The organism is Paraburkholderia solisilvae, from assembly GCF_902859875.1.
In the GTDB taxonomy this organism is placed as follows: Bacteria; Pseudomonadota; Gammaproteobacteria; order Burkholderiales; family Burkholderiaceae; genus Paraburkholderia; species Paraburkholderia solisilvae.
This window is the reverse complement of record NZ_CADIKF010000017.1, coordinates 94,224-113,690: the sequence shown is the minus strand read 5'-3', so window position 1 is coordinate 113,690 and position 19,467 is coordinate 94,224. Positions and strand designations below refer to the sequence as shown.

13 protein-coding genes and 2 pseudogenes are annotated in these 19,467 nt (G+C 65.0%); 5 read left to right on the top strand and 10 right to left on the bottom strand.

Going from position 1 to position 19,467, the window contains the following annotated elements; translation table 11 throughout:
• Positions 1-5 precede the first annotated feature (5 nt).
• The 4 genes from HV675_RS13005 (at position 6) to HV675_RS12990 (ending at position 4,850) form a co-directional block, all read left to right on the top strand.
• Entirely contained in the window at positions 6-653 is a 648-nt protein-coding gene (locus HV675_RS13005) for a DUF2239 family protein (RefSeq protein ID WP_175111322.1), read from the top strand.
• Positions 654-1,080: 427 nt separating this feature from the next.
• On the top strand, positions 1,081-2,385 hold the full coding sequence (locus tag HV675_RS13000) for a solute carrier family 23 protein (RefSeq protein ID WP_175111321.1): 1,305 nt from the start codon (positions 1,081-1,083) through the stop codon (positions 2,383-2,385).
• Positions 2,386-2,778: 393 nt separating this feature from the next.
• Positions 2,779-4,056, top strand: a complete 1,278-nt coding sequence (locus HV675_RS12995; protein ID WP_175111320.1) for a sensor domain-containing phosphodiesterase — start codon at positions 2,779-2,781, stop codon at positions 4,054-4,056.
• Between the two features lie 35 nt (positions 4,057-4,091).
• Complete coding sequence (locus HV675_RS12990) at positions 4,092-4,850, top strand: copper homeostasis protein CutC (protein WP_175111319.1); 759 nt, start codon at positions 4,092-4,094, stop codon at positions 4,848-4,850.
• Positions 4,851-5,099: 249 nt separating this feature from the next.
• Here the strand turns inward: HV675_RS12990 and HV675_RS32855 are convergent.
• The 10 genes and pseudogenes from HV675_RS32855 to HV675_RS12945 all read right to left on the bottom strand — a co-directional run.
• Positions 5,100-5,747: pseudogene (locus HV675_RS32855) on the bottom strand (DUF6537 domain-containing protein); the annotation flags it as partial.
• A 126-nt stretch (positions 5,748-5,873) separates the two neighbouring features.
• Positions 5,874-8,891 (bottom strand): annotated as a pseudogene (locus HV675_RS12985) (indolepyruvate ferredoxin oxidoreductase family protein); the annotation flags it as partial.
• Between the two features lie 374 nt (positions 8,892-9,265).
• Positions 9,266-10,234 carry an ion channel gene (locus tag HV675_RS12980; RefSeq protein WP_175111317.1) on the bottom strand — a complete coding sequence of 323 codons (969 nt, stop codon included), beginning with the start codon at positions 10,232-10,234 and terminating at the stop codon, positions 9,266-9,268.
• Positions 10,235-10,527: 293 nt separating this feature from the next.
• A complete protein-coding gene (locus tag HV675_RS12975; protein ID WP_175111316.1) occupies positions 10,528-10,773 on the bottom strand; it encodes a hypothetical protein in 246 nt (81 codons plus the stop codon).
• Positions 10,774-10,908: 135 nt separating this feature from the next.
• Positions 10,909-11,130, bottom strand: coding sequence for a hypothetical protein (locus HV675_RS12970; RefSeq protein WP_175111315.1), 222 nt, complete (start codon positions 11,128-11,130; stop codon positions 10,909-10,911).
• A 127-nt stretch (positions 11,131-11,257) separates the two neighbouring features.
• Positions 11,258-12,172: a carbohydrate kinase family protein gene (locus tag HV675_RS12965; protein WP_175111332.1), complete on the bottom strand. Its 915-nt coding sequence runs from the start codon at positions 12,170-12,172 to the stop codon at positions 11,258-11,260.
• A gap of 5 nt (positions 12,173-12,177) precedes the next feature.
• Complete coding sequence (locus HV675_RS12960; RefSeq protein ID WP_246270223.1) at positions 12,178-13,533, bottom strand: AGE family epimerase/isomerase; 1,356 nt, start codon at positions 13,531-13,533, stop codon at positions 12,178-12,180.
• Positions 13,530-14,516, bottom strand: a complete 987-nt coding sequence (locus HV675_RS12955; protein ID WP_175111314.1) for a LacI family DNA-binding transcriptional regulator — start codon at positions 14,514-14,516, stop codon at positions 13,530-13,532. Before HV675_RS12955 ends, HV675_RS12960 begins: the two co-directional genes overlap by 4 nt.
• Positions 14,517-14,981: 465 nt before the next feature.
• Complete coding sequence (locus HV675_RS12950) at positions 14,982-16,829, bottom strand: GGDEF domain-containing protein (RefSeq protein WP_175111313.1); 1,848 nt, start codon at positions 16,827-16,829, stop codon at positions 14,982-14,984.
• Positions 16,830-17,097: 268 nt separating this feature from the next.
• Positions 17,098-18,135, bottom strand: a complete 1,038-nt coding sequence (locus HV675_RS12945; protein WP_175111312.1) for a bile acid:sodium symporter family protein — start codon at positions 18,133-18,135, stop codon at positions 17,098-17,100.
• Positions 18,136-18,718: 583 nt separating this feature from the next.
• Between HV675_RS12945 and HV675_RS12940 the strand changes: the two genes are divergently transcribed.
• The gene (locus HV675_RS12940) at positions 18,719-19,075 is read left to right on the top strand and encodes a hypothetical protein (protein WP_175111311.1); all 357 of its coding nucleotides are present in this window, start codon (positions 18,719-18,721) and stop codon (positions 19,073-19,075) included.
• Positions 19,076-19,467 lie beyond the last annotated feature (392 nt).

The following is a 19,467-nucleotide window of genomic DNA, read 5'->3' as shown; positions in this document are numbered from 1 at the left end:
TCGAGATGACCTTGCACCCTGCAACCTGTACCGCATTCGAGGGCATGCGGCGCATCGCGTCCGGCTCGCCGAAGCAGGTCGCCCGCGCGGTCAAGCGCGCGCACGACCGCGCGGGCGGTGCGCCAATCCTCGTGTTCGACGATGCAACGAGCCGTCCGGTGGAGTTCGATCTGCGCGGCAGCGTCGACGATGTGCTGGCGCGGCTCGCGCACGACGGCACGCATGACGGGAGCGGCGTGGCCGGTACCGCCGACACTGAAAGCGGCGCGACCGACGCCGCGGACACGGCGGGCGTTGCCCTGGCGCGCGGCCGCGGCCGGCCGAAGCTCGGCGTGGTTGCGCGTGAGGTCACGCTGTTGCCGCGTCATTGGGAATGGCTGAATGCGCAGCCGGGTGGCGCATCGGTTGTACTGCGCAGGCTGGTCGAATCGGCGCGTCTCGCGGGCTCGGACAAGGAGCGGATGCGGCAGGCGCAGGAAGCGGCTTACCGTTTCATGACCGCAATCGGCGGCAATCTGCCGGATTACGAGGAAGCGACGCGTGCGCTTTATGCGAACGATCGCGCGCGCTTCGAAAGCATGACGGATGGCTGGCCCGGCGATGTACGCGCGCATGCGAGAAAGCTCGCGGCTGCTGCGTTCTGCGAACCGTAGTGACAAAAAAAAGCCGCTCGCACCGGGGAGTGCGAGCGGAAAGTCGGAGAGTTACAAAATCGCTTACGCTACACATGGGGTCGCGCAGCCAAACCAGTGTAGTGAGGCTGGTGGGTGCTGATAATCAGACTAGTCCCAATCCGTTCAGCGAATCGACAAGAGTTGGCGCTTCAGCGCTTATCCCGTCTCATATCTCGTGCTGCGTGCGTCATGGTCGATGCCTCGATGCTCATCTGAAGTTGTGTATCGAATCGACTCGAATTGGCGCTTTAACCCCAACTTCAGCCCCACGCAAGATGGGGTTGCCTTGCTTGTCAGTGGAATGGCCTCTCCGTACACTCGCGCGTAGCTCAGCCGTCCTATGCGGCTGATCGATGCATAAGCCATAACCAGACCAACATTGACGCCGTACAGAGGAGAACCCGCCATGGCCGAATCCTATTTCCCGCGCTGGCGCCTCGCGCAACGCACCGGCGAGCGCGTGATCTCGACCGATGAGCGGCTGCCGTTGCCGCAGATGTTCGCGATGGGCATTCAGCATGTGGTCGCGATGTTCGGCTCGACCGTGCTTGCGCCGCTGCTGATGGGTTTCGATCCGAATCTGTGCATTTTCATGTCGGGGATCGGCACGCTGTGGTTCTTCGTGATCACCGGAGGCCGGGTGCCGAGCTATCTCGGCTCGAGCTTTTCGTTCATTGCGCTCGTGATCGCGGTGACCGGCTATGCGGGGCACGGGCCGAACCCGAATATTCCGCTTGCGCTCGGCGGCATCATCGCGTGCGGCGTCGTTTATATGATCATCGGGGCGATTGTCGCGGCGTTGGGCACCGCATGGATCGAGACCTTGATGCCGCCGGTCGTGACCGGCTCGATCGTCGCGGTGATCGGTCTGAACCTCGCGCCGATCGCGGTCAGGAGCGTGAGCGCGAGTGCGTTCGACTCGTGGATGGCGCTCGTCACGGTGATCTGCGTCGGCGCGGTCGCGGTGTTCGCGCATGGCATGGTCCAGCGTCTGCTGATTCTCGTCGGCCTGCTGATCGCCTACGTGATCTACGCAATAGTCGCGAACGGCATGGGTCTCGGCGCGCCGATCGATTTCCCGGTCGTCGCGCATGCGCCGTGGTGGGGCATGCCGCGCTTTATGGCGCCGGCGTTCGATCCGCATGCGATGACGCTGCTCACGCCGGTCGCGGTCATTCTGGTGGCGGAGAACCTCGGCCACATCAAGGCGGTGGCCGCGATGACCGGGCAAAACCTCGACCGCTATATCGGCCGCGCGTTTATCGGCGACGGCTTCGCGACCGTCGTGTCCGGCTTCGCGGGCGGCACCGGCGTCACCACGTATGCGGAAAATATCGGCGTGATGGCGGTCACGAAAATCTACTCGACGCTCGTGTTCGTGATGGCCGCCGTCATTGCGCTGCTGCTGGGCTTCTCGCCCAAGTTCGGCGCGGTGATTCAGACGATTCCGGGGCCGGTGCTCGGCGGCGTATCGATCGTCGTGTTCGGTCTGATCGCGGTGACCGGCGCGCGCATCTGGGTGGTCAATAAAGTCGATTTCTCCGACAACCGTAATCTGATTGTCGCGGCGGTGACGCTCGTGCTCGGCGCCGGCGACTTCTCGCTGAAGCTCGGCGGCTTCGGTCTCGGCGGCATCGGCACCGCGACCTTCGGCGCGATCATTCTCTATGCGCTGTTGCGCCGCAAGCCGGCGCAGGAACCCGCGATCTGAGCTTTCACCTCCAGACGTTTCTTCACGTTGAGCTTTCACCTCCAGACGTTTCTTCACGTTGCGCATAGCCGATCCTGCATCGAACCCTGGTTGCCGCCGCCGCTAGCGCGCCTAAGCTAAAGAGGTGCGCGCGCAGGATGCGGCGCTGCGCGCGGCGTCCTGCGCCCGTATCGTCCGCCATCGGGCGCCGCGCACCGTCGCAGTGCGCCGCGCCCCATGCTCGACACGCGGACCTTGAGAGCGGTGCAAGTCTCACGGCAAAGCATGCGCGATCGTGCGCTACCGTGCGCATGGAGCTTGCTTAACAGGGACCGATATCGCACATTTTCAGTACGGGGCTCGCGGGATCGCATTCGCGACGGATGCGGCTTCGCTCTCGCGTGAGAGGAACGCATGACCACAGCGCAACAGGAAAGGACGGCCGCAGCGCCGCATGGATTCGAATTGAGCATGACCTCGGGGCTGCAGCGCTACTCGGTGCAGCACGGCGGGCTCGCGCTGACGAGCGTATTCCAGCCGATCTTCAGCGTGTCGCATATGCGCGCGGTCGGCTACGAGGGTTTATTGCGCGCGCACGATGCGTTCGACCGTCCGGTGTCGCCCATCGATGTATTCGGCGAAGCCGCTCGGGTCGGCGACCTGCTGCAGGTCGACCGGCTCGCGCAAGTGCTGCATATGGAGAATTTCCGGATGCTCGGCGCTGAGCGCGAGTGGCTGTTTCTGAACGTCCATCCGGGTGCGCTGATCGATCCTTATCATTCGGCGTCGCTGCTGGCGAACCTGCGGCGCCTGAACCTGCCGCCGCGGCGCATCGTGCTCGAGGTGCTCGAGCAGAGCGCCGACGATATCGAGCGTCTTGCCGAAGCGGTGCGTCAGTTCCGCGAGCGCGGCTTTCTGATCGCACTCGACGACTTCGGCGCGGGACACTCGAATATCGAACGCATCTGGCAGCTGAATCCGGATATCGTGAAGCTCGACCGCATTCTGCTGTCGCACGCCGCGCATCGCGCGGATGTCGCCGCGATTCTGCCGGGCCTTGTCGCGCTGTTGCACGAGGCGGGCAAGCTGGTGCTGATCGAAGGCGTCGAGACCGAGCAGGAAGCGCATATGGCGCTCGATTGCGACGTCGACTTCGTGCAAGGTTTTTACTTTGCGCGGCCGGCGCCGGGCATTGCCGACAGTGCGCATGCCGCCGCTTGCATCAGCGAGCTGAGCGAGCGCCACCAGACGCTTGCCGAAGCGCGCGAGCGGCGCGCAGCGACCCGGCTTGCGCCGTACCTGCGCGCATTCGAGCGTGCCGCGGAACGCCTCGCGGCCGGCGAAGCGCTCGATGAAGTGTGCTGGAACTTCCTCGCGCTGGACGACGCGGCGCGTTGCTATCTGCTCGACGCAAAGGGACGTCAGGCCGGGCGCAACGTGATGTTGCGCGCGGACCGCGCGACGCACGAGACGCGCTTTCTGCCGTTGGCCGACGCGCAAGGCGCGAACTGGCTCAGGCGTCCGTACTTCCGCACCGCGATGGCGGAGCCCGGGCACGTGCACGTCACGCGGCCGTATCTGTCGATCAACGAAGCGGTGCCGTGCGTGACGCTGTCGGTCGCGACGCAGATCGCCGACCGCACCTGCGTGCTGTGCGGCGATATCGACTGGCTCGACGACGGGCGCGTCTGACATCATGTCGTTTTCGACGACGACACGTGAGAGCCATGCCCGATTCCGCTGAACCGAGTACAGACACAAACGGAAACGCAACCACGCGCATCCTGCTCGAAGTGATTGCGACGACGGTCGCGGATGCGCAAGCGGCCGCGCAAGCCGGCGCGGACCGTCTCGAACTGATCACCGCATTCGGCGAAGGCGGCCTGACGCCGAGCATCGGCACGATTGAAGCGGTGCTCGATGCGGTGCGCATTCCAGTGAATGTGATCGTGCGGCCGCATAGCCACTCGTTCGTGTTCGATGCGCATGACCTGTCGGTGATGCTGCGCGATGTGCGCGCGATCGCGGCGGCGCGTGCGCACGGCATCGTGATCGGCATGCTGACGCCGGCGGGCGAGATCGATCGCGATGGGCTCGCGCGAGCGGTGGACGCGGCAGATGGCTTGCCGATTACGTTTCACCGCGCGTTCGATGAAGCGCGCGATTTGCCGCGCGCATTCGACGTGCTGCTTGGCTTCGACACGGTGACGAACGTGCTGACTTCGGGCGGTGCGCGGTCGGTTTTGCAAGCGGAGCCGGTTATCCGCGCGCTGGTCGCGCAGGCGCGGGGCACGCATTGCACGGTGCTTGCGGGGGCGGGGCTGACGGTTGATGCGCTGGCGGGTTTTGTCGCCGCGACCGGCGTGCGGGCGGTGCATGTCGGCAGCGGCGTGCGCGTCGGCGGCCAGAGCGGCGCGCCGATCGATGCGGACAAGGTGGCGCGCGCGAGGGCGCTGCTGGATGCGGCGGCTGGGCCGCGCGGCTGATTGAAACGTCAGACTTGCCGTGTCGCGTTGCGCCAGTTCACTTTGCTGTTACTACCGGAATGCTCTTGACCGCTCGCGCCTCGCGCATGTTTCAGCGCGTGCCGCGCTGCTATGCCGGAAGCTGCCTCAAGTTCCAACCGGCTCACTTCGCGACCACTACCGGAATACCCTTCAACGCGCCCGCGCCTCGCGCATGTTCCATGCGCGTGCCGCGCTGCTATGCCGGATGCGGCCTTAAGTTCCAACGGGTCACTTCGCAACCACTACCGGAATACCCTTCAACGCGCCCGCGCCTCGCGCATGTTCCAGCGCGTGCCGCACCGCCATGCCGGTTGCCGCGTCGAGATTCAGACGCGCAGCCAGTTCGCGTTCGCTGCGCTTTACCGCTGCGAGATTCGCGAGCTTCACGTGACCGTACCCGCGCACACGCGCATGCAGTTCCGCGAGTTGGGCGATGTCGTCCGCGGTGTCGATGGTGAGAATCGTCAGCGCGCGCTCGATTGTCGCCTGATAGTCGTCGGCGAGTTGCCGTTCCATGCGGCGCTCCGCCGTGCGTCCGAACGGATCGAACGGCGTGCCGCGCAGACGCCGGCCTCTCGCCAGCACGCGCAGCACGGGCCACATCCATGGGCCGAAGGTCCGCTTGCGCGGCGGCGAATCTGGCGTGCCCTTGGCGCTGCCACCGTGGTTCACCGCGCGCGACAAAGCTGGCGGCGCCATATTGAACTTCACGCGAAAGTCTTTGCCCGCGATGCCTTCGAATTGCGCCTCCAGTGCGGCGCGGAACGCCGGGTCCGCGTAGAGCCGTGCGACTTCGTATTCGTCTTTCACCGCAAGCAGGCGGTAGAAGGTCGTCGCGACTGCGCGGCTCACACGCTCGCCTGACGCATTGGGCGCGGCGGCGCTTGCATCGCGTTCGTCGTTTGTACTGCCAGCACCGCCAACACCGCCAACACCGCCAACACCGCCAACACCGCCAACACCGCCAGCACCGCCAGCACCGCCAACACCATACGCGCGGCGCTCCGCACGCCGCGCCGCATCGACCAGCGCGCGGTAGCGCGTCACATACTTGCGGCCACCATAAGCAGCGAGCCGCGCCTCGCGGTCCGCGACAAGCGCATCGAGCGTGCCGCCCGCATCGACAGCCGCAGTTCGCGGCGCCGCGCCCGCATGTCGTTGTTGCCACAACCTTTCGAGCGCGTCGGGGCCGGCGGCCGCGAGCCGCCCGATCGAAAACGCGAGCTGATTCATCGATACGGCGACATTGTTCAGCTCGATCGCACGCATCATCGCCGCGAACGACACCGGCACGAGTCCGAGCTGCCACGCAAAGCCCAGCGTCACGATATTGGCGCCGATCGTGTCGCCGAGAAAACGCGTCGCGAGCGCCTGCGCATCGCACGACGCAAGCCGTTCACCGCCCGCCGCGTCGCGCATCTTGTCGAGCAGTGCACTCGCGTGCAGGTTCGCATCCGGATCGCGCACGAAGGTCGCGGTCGGAATCGCGTGCATATTCACGACGATTCGCGTGCGCCCGTGCCGTACCGTCTGCAGTGCGTCGGCACTCGCGCCGACCACCATGTCGCACGCGAGCAGCACGTCCGCCTGCTGCGTATCGATGCGCACCTGGTTCAGCCATGCGTCGCGCGCGGCAAAGCGCACGTATGACAGCACCGCGCCGCCCTTCTGCGCGAACCCCATGAAGTCGAGCACCGACGCACTCTTGCCTTCCAGATGCGCAGCCATGCTGATCAGCGCGCCGACCGTCACTACGCCGGTGCCGCCGACACCCGTGACCAGAATGTCGTACGGCGCCGCATCGAGCGCGATGGCCGGCTGCGGCAGCGCATCGACTTGCGCGACGAGCGCCGCGCGATCGAATGCCACACCCGCGGCTTTCTTCAGCGCGCCGCCTTCGATCGTGACGAAGCTCGGACAGAAGCCGTTCACGCACGAATAGTCCTTGTTGCACGACGACTGATCGATGCGGCGCTTGCGGCCAAGCGGCGTCTCGACCGGTTCGACCGACAGGCAGTTCGACTGCGCGCCGCAATCGCCGCAGCCTTCGCATACCGCCTCGTTGATAAAGAGCCGTTTGTCGGGATCGGGGAACTCGCCCTTCTTGCGGCGGCGACGCTTCTCGGCCGCGCAGGTCTGGTCGTAGATCAGCACGGTCACGCCGTCGATATCGCGCAACTGGCGCTGCACCGCGTCGAGCTCGCTGCGGTGATGGAACGTCGTGCCCTTCGGAAAGAGGTCATGATGGCCATCATATTTTTCCGGCTCGTCGCTGACCACGACGAAGTGCGACACGCCCTCCGCCTCCACCTGCCGTGCGATCTGCGGCACCGAGATGCTGCCGTCGACCGGCTGGCCGCCGGTCATCGCGACCGCATCGTTATAGAGAATCTTGTACGTGATGGTCGCTTTGGCCGCGACTGCCTGGCGGATCGCGAGAATACCGGAGTGAAAGTAGGTGCCGTCGCCGAGGTTCTGGAACACGTGGCGCGTGCGCGTGAACATCGAATGCGCGGCCCAGTCGACGCCCTCGCCGCCCATCTGGATCAGTCCGGTCGTATCGCGCTCCATCCACGACGCCATGAAATGGCAGCCGATGCCTGCTTGCGCAATCGAGCCTTCCGGCACTTTCGTCGAGGTGTTGTGCGGGCAGCCCGAACAGAAGTACGGCGTGCGCCGCACCGCATCGGCTTCGTTCGACAGGATCTGCGGCGCGACCAGATCGACGACGCGCTCGCGCCGGTCGAGCGCCGGCTTGTGCCGCGCGAGCCAGCTCGCGAATACCGGCAGAATGCGCGACGGCCGCAGCTCGCCGAGTGCGGACAGCAGCGGCGTGCCGTCCGCCGCGTGTTTGCCGATCACGACGGGGCGCGAACCTGTCTGCCGGTTGTACAGGTAATCCTTGATCTGCTGTTCGACGACCGGGCCTTTTTCTTCGATCACCAGCACTTCGGTGAGTCCGCCGACGAATGCGTCGATGCGCGTCATCTCAAGCGGAAACGACAGCCCGACCTTATAGATTCGTACGCCGGCCGCATCGAGGTCGGCGGCTGTCAGATCGAGGCGGCGCAGCGCCTCCATCAGATCGGGATGCGCCTTGCCGCAGGTCACGATGCCCACATTCGCATGCGGGCTCGGCGCGATCCATTTGTCGATGCTGTTGATCCGCGCGAAATGGCGTACCGCGTCGAGCTTGGCCGCGAGGCGCGCTTCGATCGCGAGGCTCGGCAGGTCGGGCCAGCGATTGTGCAGACCGCCTGCCGGCGCCGCGAAGTCGCCGCTGGCGGTCCAGTCGGTGCGTAGCGCGTCGAGGTCGACCGTCGAGCCGGATTCGACCGTCTCCGAGATCGCCTTGAAGCCGACCCACGCACCCGAGCAGCGCGACAGCGCCCAGCCGTAGAGACCGAACTCGAGCATATCGGCGATATTCGACGGGTTCACGATCGGCATCGACCACGCCATCATCGCGTAGTCGCTTTGATGCGGCATCGACGACGATACGCAGCCGTGATCGTCGCCCGCGACCACCAGCACGCCGCCGTGCGGCGACGAGCCGTATGCGTTGCCGTGCTTGAGCGCGTCACCGGCTCGATCGACGCCGGGGCCTTTGCCGTACCACATCGCGAATACGCCATCGACGGTGCGCTGCGGGTCCGCTTCGACGCGCTGCGTGCCGAGCACCGCGGTGCCGCCGAGTTCTTCGTTGATCGCCGGCAGAAAGCGGATGTCGTTATCGGCGAGCAGCGTGCCGGCTTTCCACAATTGCTGATCGACCACGCCGAGCGGCGAGCCGCGATAGCCGCTGACGAAGCCGGCGGTGTGCAGACCGCGCGCGTGATCGAGCGCGCGCTGCATCAGGACGAGACGCACCAGCGCCTGCGTGCCGGTCAGAAAGATCCGGCCGCGCGTCGCGGTGAGATTGTCGGCAAGCCGGTAGGCGGCGAGTGCGGGCGTGTCGTTATCGGACGCGCCGGGGGACGGGGTGTTCGGCGCGACGTCATCCGGCAGGCGTGCGGTCATGGGGGCGTCTCCATGCCGCGTGACTCCCGGTTAGTGATTCAGCGCTTACCAGGAGTTGTGCGGCGAGTTATCGACCGGAGTCGCAGGTCGATCGGAGCGGCGCTTTGGCGCCGGCAACGAACGGTCCCATGCTTCCCCCGGCGCTCTGCAAGTTGCTTGCGTTTGCCGTTCGCGTGCTGCGCCATCGCGCCTGATGAGCTCAATGGCAGCATCGCAACGAAAGACACTCTATTTTTTCGCGCCGATGGGGGAAGATTTTTGCTAAGTTCGCGTGCCGTTGGAGCAACGTCGCGAGCGGCCGGGCGAATTCCGCCTTTTTTGAGATAAATCTGCCGAAGCCGGGCGCGCCGCGCGCGACGCCTCGGCGAGACTGGTTACGCGTGCTCGTGCCGGGCCGCGTCAAGTGCCGACGACTCGAACGGCATCACGTCGTGAAAGTATGTGTAGTCGACGTGGGTCACGCTGCCCTCTTCCCGTATCACGTCGACATAGCGATGCTGCCAGCGGATATCGTCGCTCGGCCATGCGTACCGCGCCTGCATCGTCTGTGCGGTATTTTCGTCCGAGCCTTCGATCGTGATCAGCAATTCCGCGTGGTGCTTCGCAAGCGATTCGGCGGTCTCACCAAAGAGCGGACTCGTCTCGTCGATCACATGCATCAGGTTCCAGCCGAACATGAAGAGCGGATGCTGATCGCGCACGAGTTTCAGATCGAGAATACGGCGGATGCGATAGCCTTCCGCCGTTGTTTCGAGGCGCATCAGCCGCAACCGCGCGCGCGCTTCCGCAATGACGTTTTGCCGCGCGTTCGCGGTGCGCACCATCAGCGTCGTGCGTCCTTCAACCGGATGCACGACCGCATAGCGCGCGAACATGATGTGCGCGCGCGGCCTCGAGAAGCGCGCGAACACGATGCCGGTGGCCAGCGCGATGCCCGACATGCCGACGAAGATTTCGAGCGTCGCGACCAGGTGCGCGTAGACGGTTTGCGGATGCATGTCGCCATAGCCGACCGTCGCGAGCGTTTCGACGCTAAAGAAGAACGCGCCGCCGAAGCCCGGCGGATACTGGTTTGCGATCGGCGCGTCGCCGAGCATGTAGAGCGACGCGAAGGCCGTGTTGAGCACGAGAAACAACCCGCCGAGCGACCCGAAGAAGACGGGCCACTTCATCGTCAGCGCGCGGTGGTAGATATCCTGCCAGAAGCGCAACGGCAGGCCTTGCGTGACGATCGTATGCGCGCGGATGCGCGTCGTGCGAGTGGTCACGCGCGCGTCGTGCTGACGACGATCGTGACGGGAAGGGTTCGGCTCGTCTGGCCGGGGTGACGTGCCGTGCGCCATCGCGTCCTCTCGGTTAGAAAAAACGCGCAAAGCGTAGCACGCGGCATACAGTCAGCGAGTGGATTTTCGTCACACCGGTTCGCGCCGACGTCGCGCCCGGCCGCCGCTCTGCATTCCGTCAGATCATGCGGCGGCCGGTGCGTGCTTCAAGGAAACGCGTGCTTCAAGGAGACGCGTGCTTCAAGGAAACACGTGCCTCAAGAAATGCGTGCTTCAAGAAATGCGTGCTTCAAGAAATGCGTGCTTCAAGAAATGCGTGCTTCAAGAAATGTGTGCTTCAAGAAATGTGTGCTTCAAGGAAACGCGCGCGGCTTCGGAATACCGGCGCCGTGTTCGATATCGGCCACCGCCTGCTGATGCGCGGATTCGATCGCCTCGGCTTCGGTCGCGTAGCCGGCGTCGCCGCCGACGGTCGTCCAGCGTTGCACCGCGTGGTCGCGATGCCGGATTTCATACTCGGCGTCCCAGCGCGCGCCTTGCAACGCGAGCGGCCGCACGTGTATGGCGTATACGCCGTAAAGGAAGAGCGGTTCAGTCATGTTCGCCTCCGCCTGTTGAGCACGACAATGCGCGACGAGATGCATTCAAACGATGTCGATGCATCGGCACGAATACGGTGAGGTGAGCAGCGGGACGGGACGCGGCACGCGGCGAACGCACGCCGCGTTCGCCCGCTAGAACTCGATTTCGCCGAGGATTCGATGGGCGAGTGCCTTCGCCTCTTCAAGCGCTTCTTCGGAACTGGCCGATACGCTTTCGACTTCGTAGACCGTGTTCTCGGTCTCGTCGCCTTCGTCGCGCTCGAGCGCGACGACGCCCTGATAGCGTCCACCGTCTACCGGCCGCACGCTTGCTGTGGCCGTGTAGATGCCTTTGGTGTAGGTGACGTCCTCCATGGTGCATCTCCTGCAGGAAGGAGATTCCATCCTAGCACGCCGTTGGGTCGCTTTCAGAGTGTGCGGCCCGCGTGCATCGATCAGACAGGTACGTGCTCCGGACCCTGAACGCCGGCGTCAGTCGTCGTCAGTCGTTCAGCAGCGACACGATTTCGTCGAGCGTCGGCGAGTGCGCGCCCGCATGGCGGCACGCGGCCGCGCCGGCTGCCAGCGCGAACGCGAGATGCTCGTTGCACTTGCGCTGCGGCGCGCTGATCAGACTGAACAGCAGGCCGCCGATCGACGCATCGCCGGCGCCGACCGTGTCGACGACTTCGACGCGCGGCGGCGCCGCTTCGACCGTCAAACCGCCTTCGCCGATAAACGTCGCCTTGTCTGCGCCGCGCGTGACGAGTATGTGCGCCTTCGGGTTCATCGCGCGCAACTGGTCGAGCGCGCTCGCCTCGCTGGTCTTGAACAGCAGGCGCAGGTCTTCGTCGGAGACCTTGATCAGGTCCGCGAGCGCGGCCATCTTGCGCAGCGTCGGCTCGTAGCCGTGCTCCATCAGGTTGCGGTAATTCGGGTCGAAGCTGATCTTCACGCCACGTTCGCGCAGTTGCGCCGCGAGGTTCGCGAGTGTCGTGCCAAGCGGTTGCCGCACGAGGCTGATGCAACCGAAGTGCGCCCACTTCACTTGCGACGTCCAGTCGTCAGGCAGCCGTTGCGGATCGAACGCGAGATCCGCAGCGTTTTCGCCCATGAAGAAATACGCGGGCGGATGCGTCTGATGGACGATCGCAAGCAGCGGCGGATGATCGACACGCTGCATGAAGCGCATGTCGAGACCAGCTTCGACGCTGGCCTGCCAGATTTCGTCGGAGAAACAGTCGGTGCCGAGCGAGCCCGCGCAGGCGGTCGGCAAGCCGAGCCGCGCGACCGCGCGCGCAACGTTCCAGCCGGCGCCGCCGGGGCGCGACAGCCAGTGCGAATCGCCAGTGCGCACGAGGTCGGTCAGGATGTCGCCGGCGGATACGAAAACAGGTAATGCGGTGCTCGCGGTCATGGTGCTCACCGTGCGGTTCGATTCAGGGGTAGGGCGGCGTGCGCGGCCGGGTTTGCCGTGCCGCGCGCGGTTGCGTCTGCTGCTGCGTCCGAGGTTGCGTCCGCTGTCGCGTCGTCGCCGAGCGCATGCATCAGCACTTCGTAGCACGCGCCCATCGTGTGATAGTCGGTCTTGCCGGCCGGGCTCTTTTCGTCGCTGTATTTGCGGTTGTCGCAGGTGAGAATGCGATACCACGCGCCGTAGCGGTGATCGACGAAATGGCTCCAGCTGTAGCGCCACAGTTCGTCGTACCAGTCCCAGAAGCGTTCGTTGCCGGTGCGCTTGCCGAGCACGGCCGCCGCCGCGAAGGTTTCCGCCTGCACCCAGAAGTACTTGTCGTGATCGCAGATCGTGCGGTCCGGGCCGAAGCCGTAATACAGTCCGCCGTGATCGTCGTCCCACGCGTACGCCATCGCCGCGTCGAACAGTTCGATGGCGCGCGGCAGCAGCCACGGCAGCGGACGATGCCGCTCGAGAATCAGCAGCAGCTTCGCCCATTCGGTCTGATGGCCCGGCTGGAAGCCCCACGGACGGAAGATGTTCGAGCTGTCTTCCTCGTTGTAATGCCAGTCGACCGACCAGTCCGCGTGAAAGTGCTCCCACACGAGGCCTTGCGACAGCTTCGCCTGGCGCAGCGTGATATTGCTTGCGACGCGTTCGGCGCGGTCCAGATAGACGAGATGCCCGGTCGCTTCATAAGCGGCAAGCAACGCCTCGGTCGTGTGCATGTTGGCGTTCTGGCCGCGGTACGAGCTCACGCGCCAGTCGGCCGTCGCTTCGTCCGCATAGAGACCGGAGGCGGCGTCCCAGAAGCGGTGCTCCATCAGATCGAAGGTTGCGGCGATCATCGGCTTCGCCTCTTCGATGCCCGCCATCGACGCGTGCGCATACGCGAGCAGCACGAATGCGAGGCCGTAGCAGTGACGCGTGCCGTCGAGCGTGCGCTTGTGGCCGTCACGCCATTCGAGCTCCCAGTCGTAGCCCTCGTTATGCGCATCCCAGTGCGCGTCGCGCAGAAACTTCAGACCGTGACGCGCGTATTCGAGGTGCTGCGGGTCGCCGAACTGCCGGTAGGCCATCGCGTAGTTGAACACGTAGCGGCAACTGCTGACGAGGTGGCGCGTGGTGCGGTTGTAGATCGAGCCGTCGTCGCGCAGGAAGTGGAAAAAACCGCCGCTCGGATCGAACACGTTCGGCGCATAGAAGCGCAGCGTGTGCTGGATGTGCGCGAGCAGGAACTCGCGATCGCGGAAGCTCTGGACCGGCGGCAGGTGGGCCGCGGACGTCGTCGGGTCGTTCAGAAGCGTGTCGGATTGGGTCATGACGGATTCACCGAGGTACTGGCGCGGACAACGAGATGGACGGGCAGACGCACTTCGAGCTCGGCCGGCGATTCTTCGAGCAGCAGCTCGACGCCGCGCCGGCCGAGCGCCTCCTTGTCGACGGCGATCGTCGACAGCGGGGGCGTTGCGTGCTCCGCGGCGGGGATGTCGTCGAAGCCGATGATCGCGATGTCGTCGGGCACGCGCAGGCCGCGCGCGATGCACGCGCGCAGCGCGGCAAGCGCGGCGGCGTCGTTATACGCAAACACGGCGTCGGGCCGCGGGCCGGGCGCATCGAGCAGGCGCTGCATCGCGAGGTCGGCGCCGGTGGCGGGGTCGAGCCCAGCGTCGATCGTCACTTCGAGCGACGGATCGAACAGCAGCCCGGCTTCGAAAAACGCACGGCGGTAGCCGAGCGCGCGCTGCGCAATGCTGTAGTGCGCGAGCGATCCGCCGATGAACGCGACACGCGTGCGCTTCTGTGCAAACAGATGCCGCATCGCCAGCGCGGCGCCGGTGGCGTTGTCGAGATTCACAGAGCGCAGGCCCGGCGCCCACAGGTCGATCAGCACGAGCGGACGCTGCATGGCGGCGAGCGTGGCGAGCGTTTCGGGTTCGACGAAGCCGGCCACCGCGATCGCGTCCGGTGCGTGCAGACGCATCTGCTGCGCGACGTCTTCGGTCGGACCGGCAGTCAGCACCGACGGCACAATGCCGCGCTCGCGGCACGCGTCTTCGACGCCGTGCAGCACATGGGAGAAAAACGGGCTCGCCGCGAAATTGTTGTGCTGCCGATGCAGCAGAAACGTGAGCCGGCGAATGCGCGGACGCAGTTGAGCGGCGTCGTAGCCGAGCCGGCGCGCCGCTTCGACGACGCGCACGCGTGTGGCGTCGGACAGGCCCGGCTGGTTCTTGAGCGCGCGTGAGACGGTGCCGATCGACACGCTGGCTTCGCGGGCGACGTCGCGGATGGTGGTGGCCATCGATGGATTAGGCCGGGCGCGATTGCACGCAACCCGGCGAGGTTCGAGTTCGGGCGATTGTATAGTAAAAATAGTAGAGAAAACCCGTCAGCTGGCCCTCAATGCACGCGGAGATACCCGTAGACGAAGGCTTTTGACGGTAAGTGCGTGTTTAGTAAAAATGCTAAACAAATGGCCTGAGTTGGCGGGAGTGAAGAGAGCGGCCCGGGGGCGACGAGCGGAGAGCGGGCGGGCGTGTGCCGCGTGCGGTGATTCAAACCCGGGCGCGGCGATAGGACGCGAAGGGGTTGCATCGAGCGTGCGCAACGCGCGACTGGCGGCGCATTTTCGTGGCGCGCAGCGACCGGCCTATCGTGATGGGCGTGATGACGTGATGGCGTGATGACGTGACGGGCAGCAGCGATAGCGACGCACGCGCACGCGGCCGCGCGCGGTTGGTGCGTCAGTTCCAGTGCGGCGCGCGGCTCAGTCCATCGTCGCGTGCGACGCTTCGGCGCGGCCTTGCATCAGCGTTTCGCTTTCGCGCGCATCGATCAGCACGAGTCCGGACGGCTCGTGTTTCGCGCGCCGTTTCGCGAGCGCCGCGACCGACGCGATGTCCTCGCTCGTATGCGGCGCGGGCTCGCCGCACGGCTGCACGTGCACGCAACCGATCGCCATCGTGACGAACCCGAAGAAAGTCGGATTGCCGCGCCGGTCCTCGCCGTGGATGCCGCCCGCGAGGCGGTCGGCCGGCGCGTAGAAACGCTGCGCGCCCTCGTTGAATGCGTAGATCGCGCGTTGCGCGCGCTCGATGCAATCGTCGCTCTGGAACAGGATCAGGAAATCGTCGCCGCCGACGTGGCCGAGAAAATCGCGCGTCGGATCGCAGACGTCCGCCAGCACTGCGGCCGCGAACTTCAGCACTTCATCGCCTTGCCAGTAACCGTACTGATCGTTGAAGGGCTTGAAGTGGTTCAGGTCCACGTAGCACGCGTAGAAGCCGGCGCCGTTGCTGAGCAGCCGCGCAATGTGCGAACTGATCGGAATGTTGCCCGGCAGGAACGTCAGCGGATTCGCGTAGCGCGCCGCTTCGATGCGCACTTCGGTCACCGCGCGCACAAGGTTTTCGCCGGTGCCGAGCCCCGCGTATTTGCCGTTGTCGGTGATCACGAAACCGTCGGCCAGATAGCGCTGGTCGTCGCTCGCGAGAAGCTTGGCCATCTGTTCGACCGTCATCGACTGCTCGATGATCACCGGCGATTCGTTCGCGAACAGCAGGCAGGGCCGCTTGCCGAACAGCTCGCGGTGATACGGCAGCGCATAGCGGTCCATAAACGCGCGCCGGTTGATCAATGCGACCGGCACGTCGCGTTCGACCACCGCGACCGCATGCAGATGCGGCAGCCGGTTGAACAGTTCGAGCACGTCGTTGTTGGTCGCGTGGCGCGGCAGTGCGGGCGCATGCACCATCATCTTCGCCGACGCCATGCCGCCCGACGGCGACGCGGTGAGCGTGCGCGTCGCTTCCGGGAACACCGCGATGTGTCCGGCGCGGATCGCCTGGCGCGCATCGTCGGCGACGTTGCGCGGCGGCCGGGCATTCGGCTTGCCGAGAAAATAGCCTTGTCCGCAGCCAATGCCCATATCGCGCACGACAATCAGATCGGCTTCGTTCTCGATGCCTTCGGCGACCAGCGTCGCGCCGCTCGCGTTGGCGAAATACTGCATCGCTTTCACCGCTTCGAACTTCAGCGGGTCGCTCGCGATGTCTTGAATAAAGAAGCGGTCGATTTTCACGACGTCCGGCTGCAGTCTCACCCACAGATTCATGCTGGCGTTCGCGGTGCCGTAGTCGTCGAGCGCGAACTGCGCGCCCGCGGTGCGCAGCGTCGCGATCGCGGGCAGCACATTGTTCACGTCGGGAATCGCGCTTTGCTCAGTGAGCTCGATCACGATACGGCTCGCGTCGACGCCCGAGCGGCGCAGCAACGCGAAGGTTTCGTCGCGCGCATCGGCCAGCTGGCGGATTGCGCCGGCGCTGAAATTCAGAAACAGCTTGCCGTCGCAGTCGAGCCGCGCGAATGCCTCGATGCAGGTGTGCGCGGCCGCGTGCTCGAGCGAGATCACCGCGTTCTCGGCGACCGCCTGCGAAAACAGCGCGCCCGGCGTTTCGAGATCCGACCCGGCCGGCCCGCGAATCAGCCCCTCATAACCGACGATCGCACCGCCGTCGAAATCGACGATCGGCTGGAAGACGGCGGACAAACTGCGCTGGGCAATCAGATCTGCAACGCGGGAGGCGCTGGACCGGGCGGGCGAGCGAAGTGACATGACGGACAGCCAGACAGGGGACGTTCGGCATATCGGCGGCGATGCTGAAGACTTGAATGAACTTTTAATGACTTTTGCACGGGCGCGGCGTGCGTATGCGGCCCGTCGCGCCGCGCTTTTTACCTATGCCATCCGGCCAGGCTGACGGCAAACGTGTGCGCGCGGTCAAATAGCGGCGCAACAACACGAATCAACGGCGGCAGGCAAAACGAAAGCCGCATCGCGCGGCTTTCAATCAGACTCAGGGAGAGCGTATATGAAGGTCTTATCAGGCTCGAGGTCCAACTCGGCCACTCGCGGCAACCGTTGCGTTCTGCTGGGCGGCGCGCTTCTGGGCGTCCGTTTCGCGGGCGCCCCAGCGTTGCGCGAGCGCGGCGCAGGTCATCAGCTGGATCTGATGGAACAGCATCAGCGGCAGCACGGCGGCGCCGACCGCATGGGTCGCGAAGATCACCTTCGCCATCGGCACGCCGGCGGCGAGACTCTTCTTCGAACCGCAGAAGATGATCGTAATCTGATCGGCGCGGTTAAAGCCGAGGCGCTTGCTGATCAGCATCGTGAGCGCCAGCGCGAGCGCAAGCAGCACCGCACACGCGACCAGCAGCCCGCCAAGCGCCGACAGCGGAATGTGGTGCCACAGGCCTTCGCTGACCGCTTCGCTGAAGGCCGCGTACACCACCAGCAGGATCGAGCCCTGGTCGACGTACTTGAGCACGCTGCGGTTGCGGTCGACCCAGTTGCCGATCATCGGGCGCAGCAACTGGCCGGCGACGAAAGGCACGAGCAGTTGCAGCACGATGTTCCAGACCGTATGCCACGGCGACACCCCGCCCGCCGTCTGGCTCGCAACGATGACGCTGACGAGCGCGGGCGTGATGAATATGCCGAGCAGGCTGGAGGCCGAGGCGCTGCATACGGCGGCGGGGACATTCCCCTTGGCTATCGACGTGAAGGCGATCGACGACTGAACCGTCGACGGCAGCGTGCAAAGGAAGAGGATGCCGACATAGAGCGATGGCGTGACGATCGGCGCAAGAAGCGGTTTGAGCGCGAAGCCGAGCAGCGGAAACAGCGCGAACGTGCTTAACAGCACGACCGCGTGCAGGCGCCAGTGCGTCGCACCGGCAACGATCGCCTCGCGCGACAGCTTGGCGCCATGCAGAAAGAACAGCAGGCCGATGGCGACGTCCGTGACCCAGTTGAACGCCATCGCGGCCTGCCCGTGAACGGGCAGGAGGCTGGCGAGAATCACCGTGCCGACGAGGCACAGCGTGAAGTTGTCCGGAAGCAGTTTCGGGCGAGCCATCTTGAAATCTCGTTGCGAGGAAAACGTGCGGCATTAGGGAAAACACGTATTTTCCATGCATTAGGATTAAATATGCAAATTCATTTGCAGAATCGATTGATGCATTTGACGCATGAACGCAACGGGCTTCGGCGAATCGGCGGTGGCGCGCACAGGGCATCCGTCGTCCATCTGGCAAGGGCGTTCCGAGCCCTTATTTCATCGTCGCGAAAATGCGTCAAACGTCCGCCAGTCGTGCTTTTCCGACAAGTCATTCGTCCGAAAAAGAACGCCGTAACATGGTGTTACAACCCTGCTCAGGGCATAACATTTTTTGCCTCGACACTGCCAGGCCCCCCCCATAAATTACTGCTGAAAGGCCATCGGGACGTGCGATTTGTTGAGCAACCGGCGCGGCCGCATGTGCCGCGTGCCACGCAGGCGCCGCTGGTCATCGCGCGGTGCGTCTGCCTGGTTGCAGCAGCGTCCCATGGCGGGGCTTCCGGCAGAGTGAGTGATGGTGAGTGCAGGGTTTTCTCGAACGAAGTGTTGGCTCTCGGGCGCGATCATCGCGGCCGCGGCTTCGTTCGCCCATGCAAGTCCCATGTTGACGACTCACGCACACGCGTCCTGGCGCGCATTCAGTGCGACGCTGATTCCCACCGCACCGCCCACGGCCGGGTTCGATACCGCCTGGCAACGCATGCAACCCGCGGTGCAACGTGCCGGCGATCAACGTGCGGGCGTCCAACGCGTCGGTGTCCAATATGCTGGCGCGATCACACCGGTCAGCACCGATACGCGGGTGACGCCGCGTCCGCCGGCCAATTCGCAGACCCTGCACACCGGTTCGATTCGCGACGACGTCGCGCGTTATAACGAAGAGCGCGTGTCGCGTCAGATTGTGCGCCCGCCAGTCGATAGCGGTCGGCAGCAAGGCGCGTCTCCGTATCGCAACTAGCGGCAACTAGCCCGCGACCAGCCGCAACGAGCCGCAGCTCGCTGCGCCCTGAGTTTCTCCCTCACCGCTTTCATCCGTCGGCTCACCGGCGCACCCGGGCGTGCTCGTCTGCCCATTGATGCGCGCGTGGCGAATCGATCGACAGCGCATCTCCGTCTTCCCTTTCATCCGCGTAAGACTCGCGGCGTAACCGCGCTGCGCTGAACCTGCCGCGCTGTTTCCGCCGCGCGAAGCGATGCGCGCGTCGCGTACTCGTCAGTCAACCAAACTACTCAGACCGCTATACCCGCAATAAGCCTGCGTGTTTTTGTCCAGAAAAATGGCCGGCAAAGATGATCCAGCCCAGCTTGGCTCGTCGTTCGGATCGCTAACCGAGACGGACCGCCGGGCGC

Excerpts from the sequence above, each read along its gene's own strand:
- HV675_RS12995 (WP_175111320.1), top strand. The coding sequence starts at position 2,779 with ATGACCACAGCGCAACAGGAAAGGACGGCCGCAGCGCCGCATGGATTC.
- HV675_RS12975 (WP_175111316.1), bottom strand. The coding sequence starts at position 10,773 with ATGACTGAACCGCTCTTCCTTTACGGCGTATACGCCATACACGTGCGG.
- HV675_RS12980 (WP_175111317.1), bottom strand. The coding sequence starts at position 10,234 with ATGGCGCACGGCACGTCACCCCGGCCAGACGAGCCGAACCCTTCCCGT.
- HV675_RS12960 (WP_246270223.1), bottom strand. The coding sequence starts at position 13,533 with ATGACCCAATCCGACACGCTTCTGAACGACCCGACGACGTCCGCGGCC.
- HV675_RS12950 (WP_175111313.1), bottom strand. The coding sequence starts at position 16,829 with ATGTCACTTCGCTCGCCCGCCCGGTCCAGCGCCTCCCGCGTTGCAGAT.
- HV675_RS12945 (WP_175111312.1), bottom strand. The coding sequence starts at position 18,135 with ATGGCTCGCCCGAAACTGCTTCCGGACAACTTCACGCTGTGCCTCGTC.
- HV675_RS12970 (WP_175111315.1), bottom strand. The coding sequence starts at position 11,130 with ATGGAGGACGTCACCTACACCAAAGGCATCTACACGGCCACAGCAAGC.
- HV675_RS13005 (WP_175111322.1), top strand. The coding sequence starts at position 6 with ATGACCTTGCACCCTGCAACCTGTACCGCATTCGAGGGCATGCGGCGC.
- HV675_RS12955 (WP_175111314.1), bottom strand. The coding sequence starts at position 14,516 with ATGGCCACCACCATCCGCGACGTCGCCCGCGAAGCCAGCGTGTCGATC.
- HV675_RS12965 (WP_175111332.1), bottom strand. The coding sequence starts at position 12,172 with ATGACCGCGAGCACCGCATTACCTGTTTTCGTATCCGCCGGCGACATC.
- HV675_RS13000 (WP_175111321.1), top strand. The coding sequence starts at position 1,081 with ATGGCCGAATCCTATTTCCCGCGCTGGCGCCTCGCGCAACGCACCGGC.
- HV675_RS12990 (WP_175111319.1), top strand. The coding sequence starts at position 4,092 with ATGCCCGATTCCGCTGAACCGAGTACAGACACAAACGGAAACGCAACC.
- HV675_RS12940 (WP_175111311.1), top strand. The coding sequence starts at position 18,719 with ATGTTGACGACTCACGCACACGCGTCCTGGCGCGCATTCAGTGCGACG.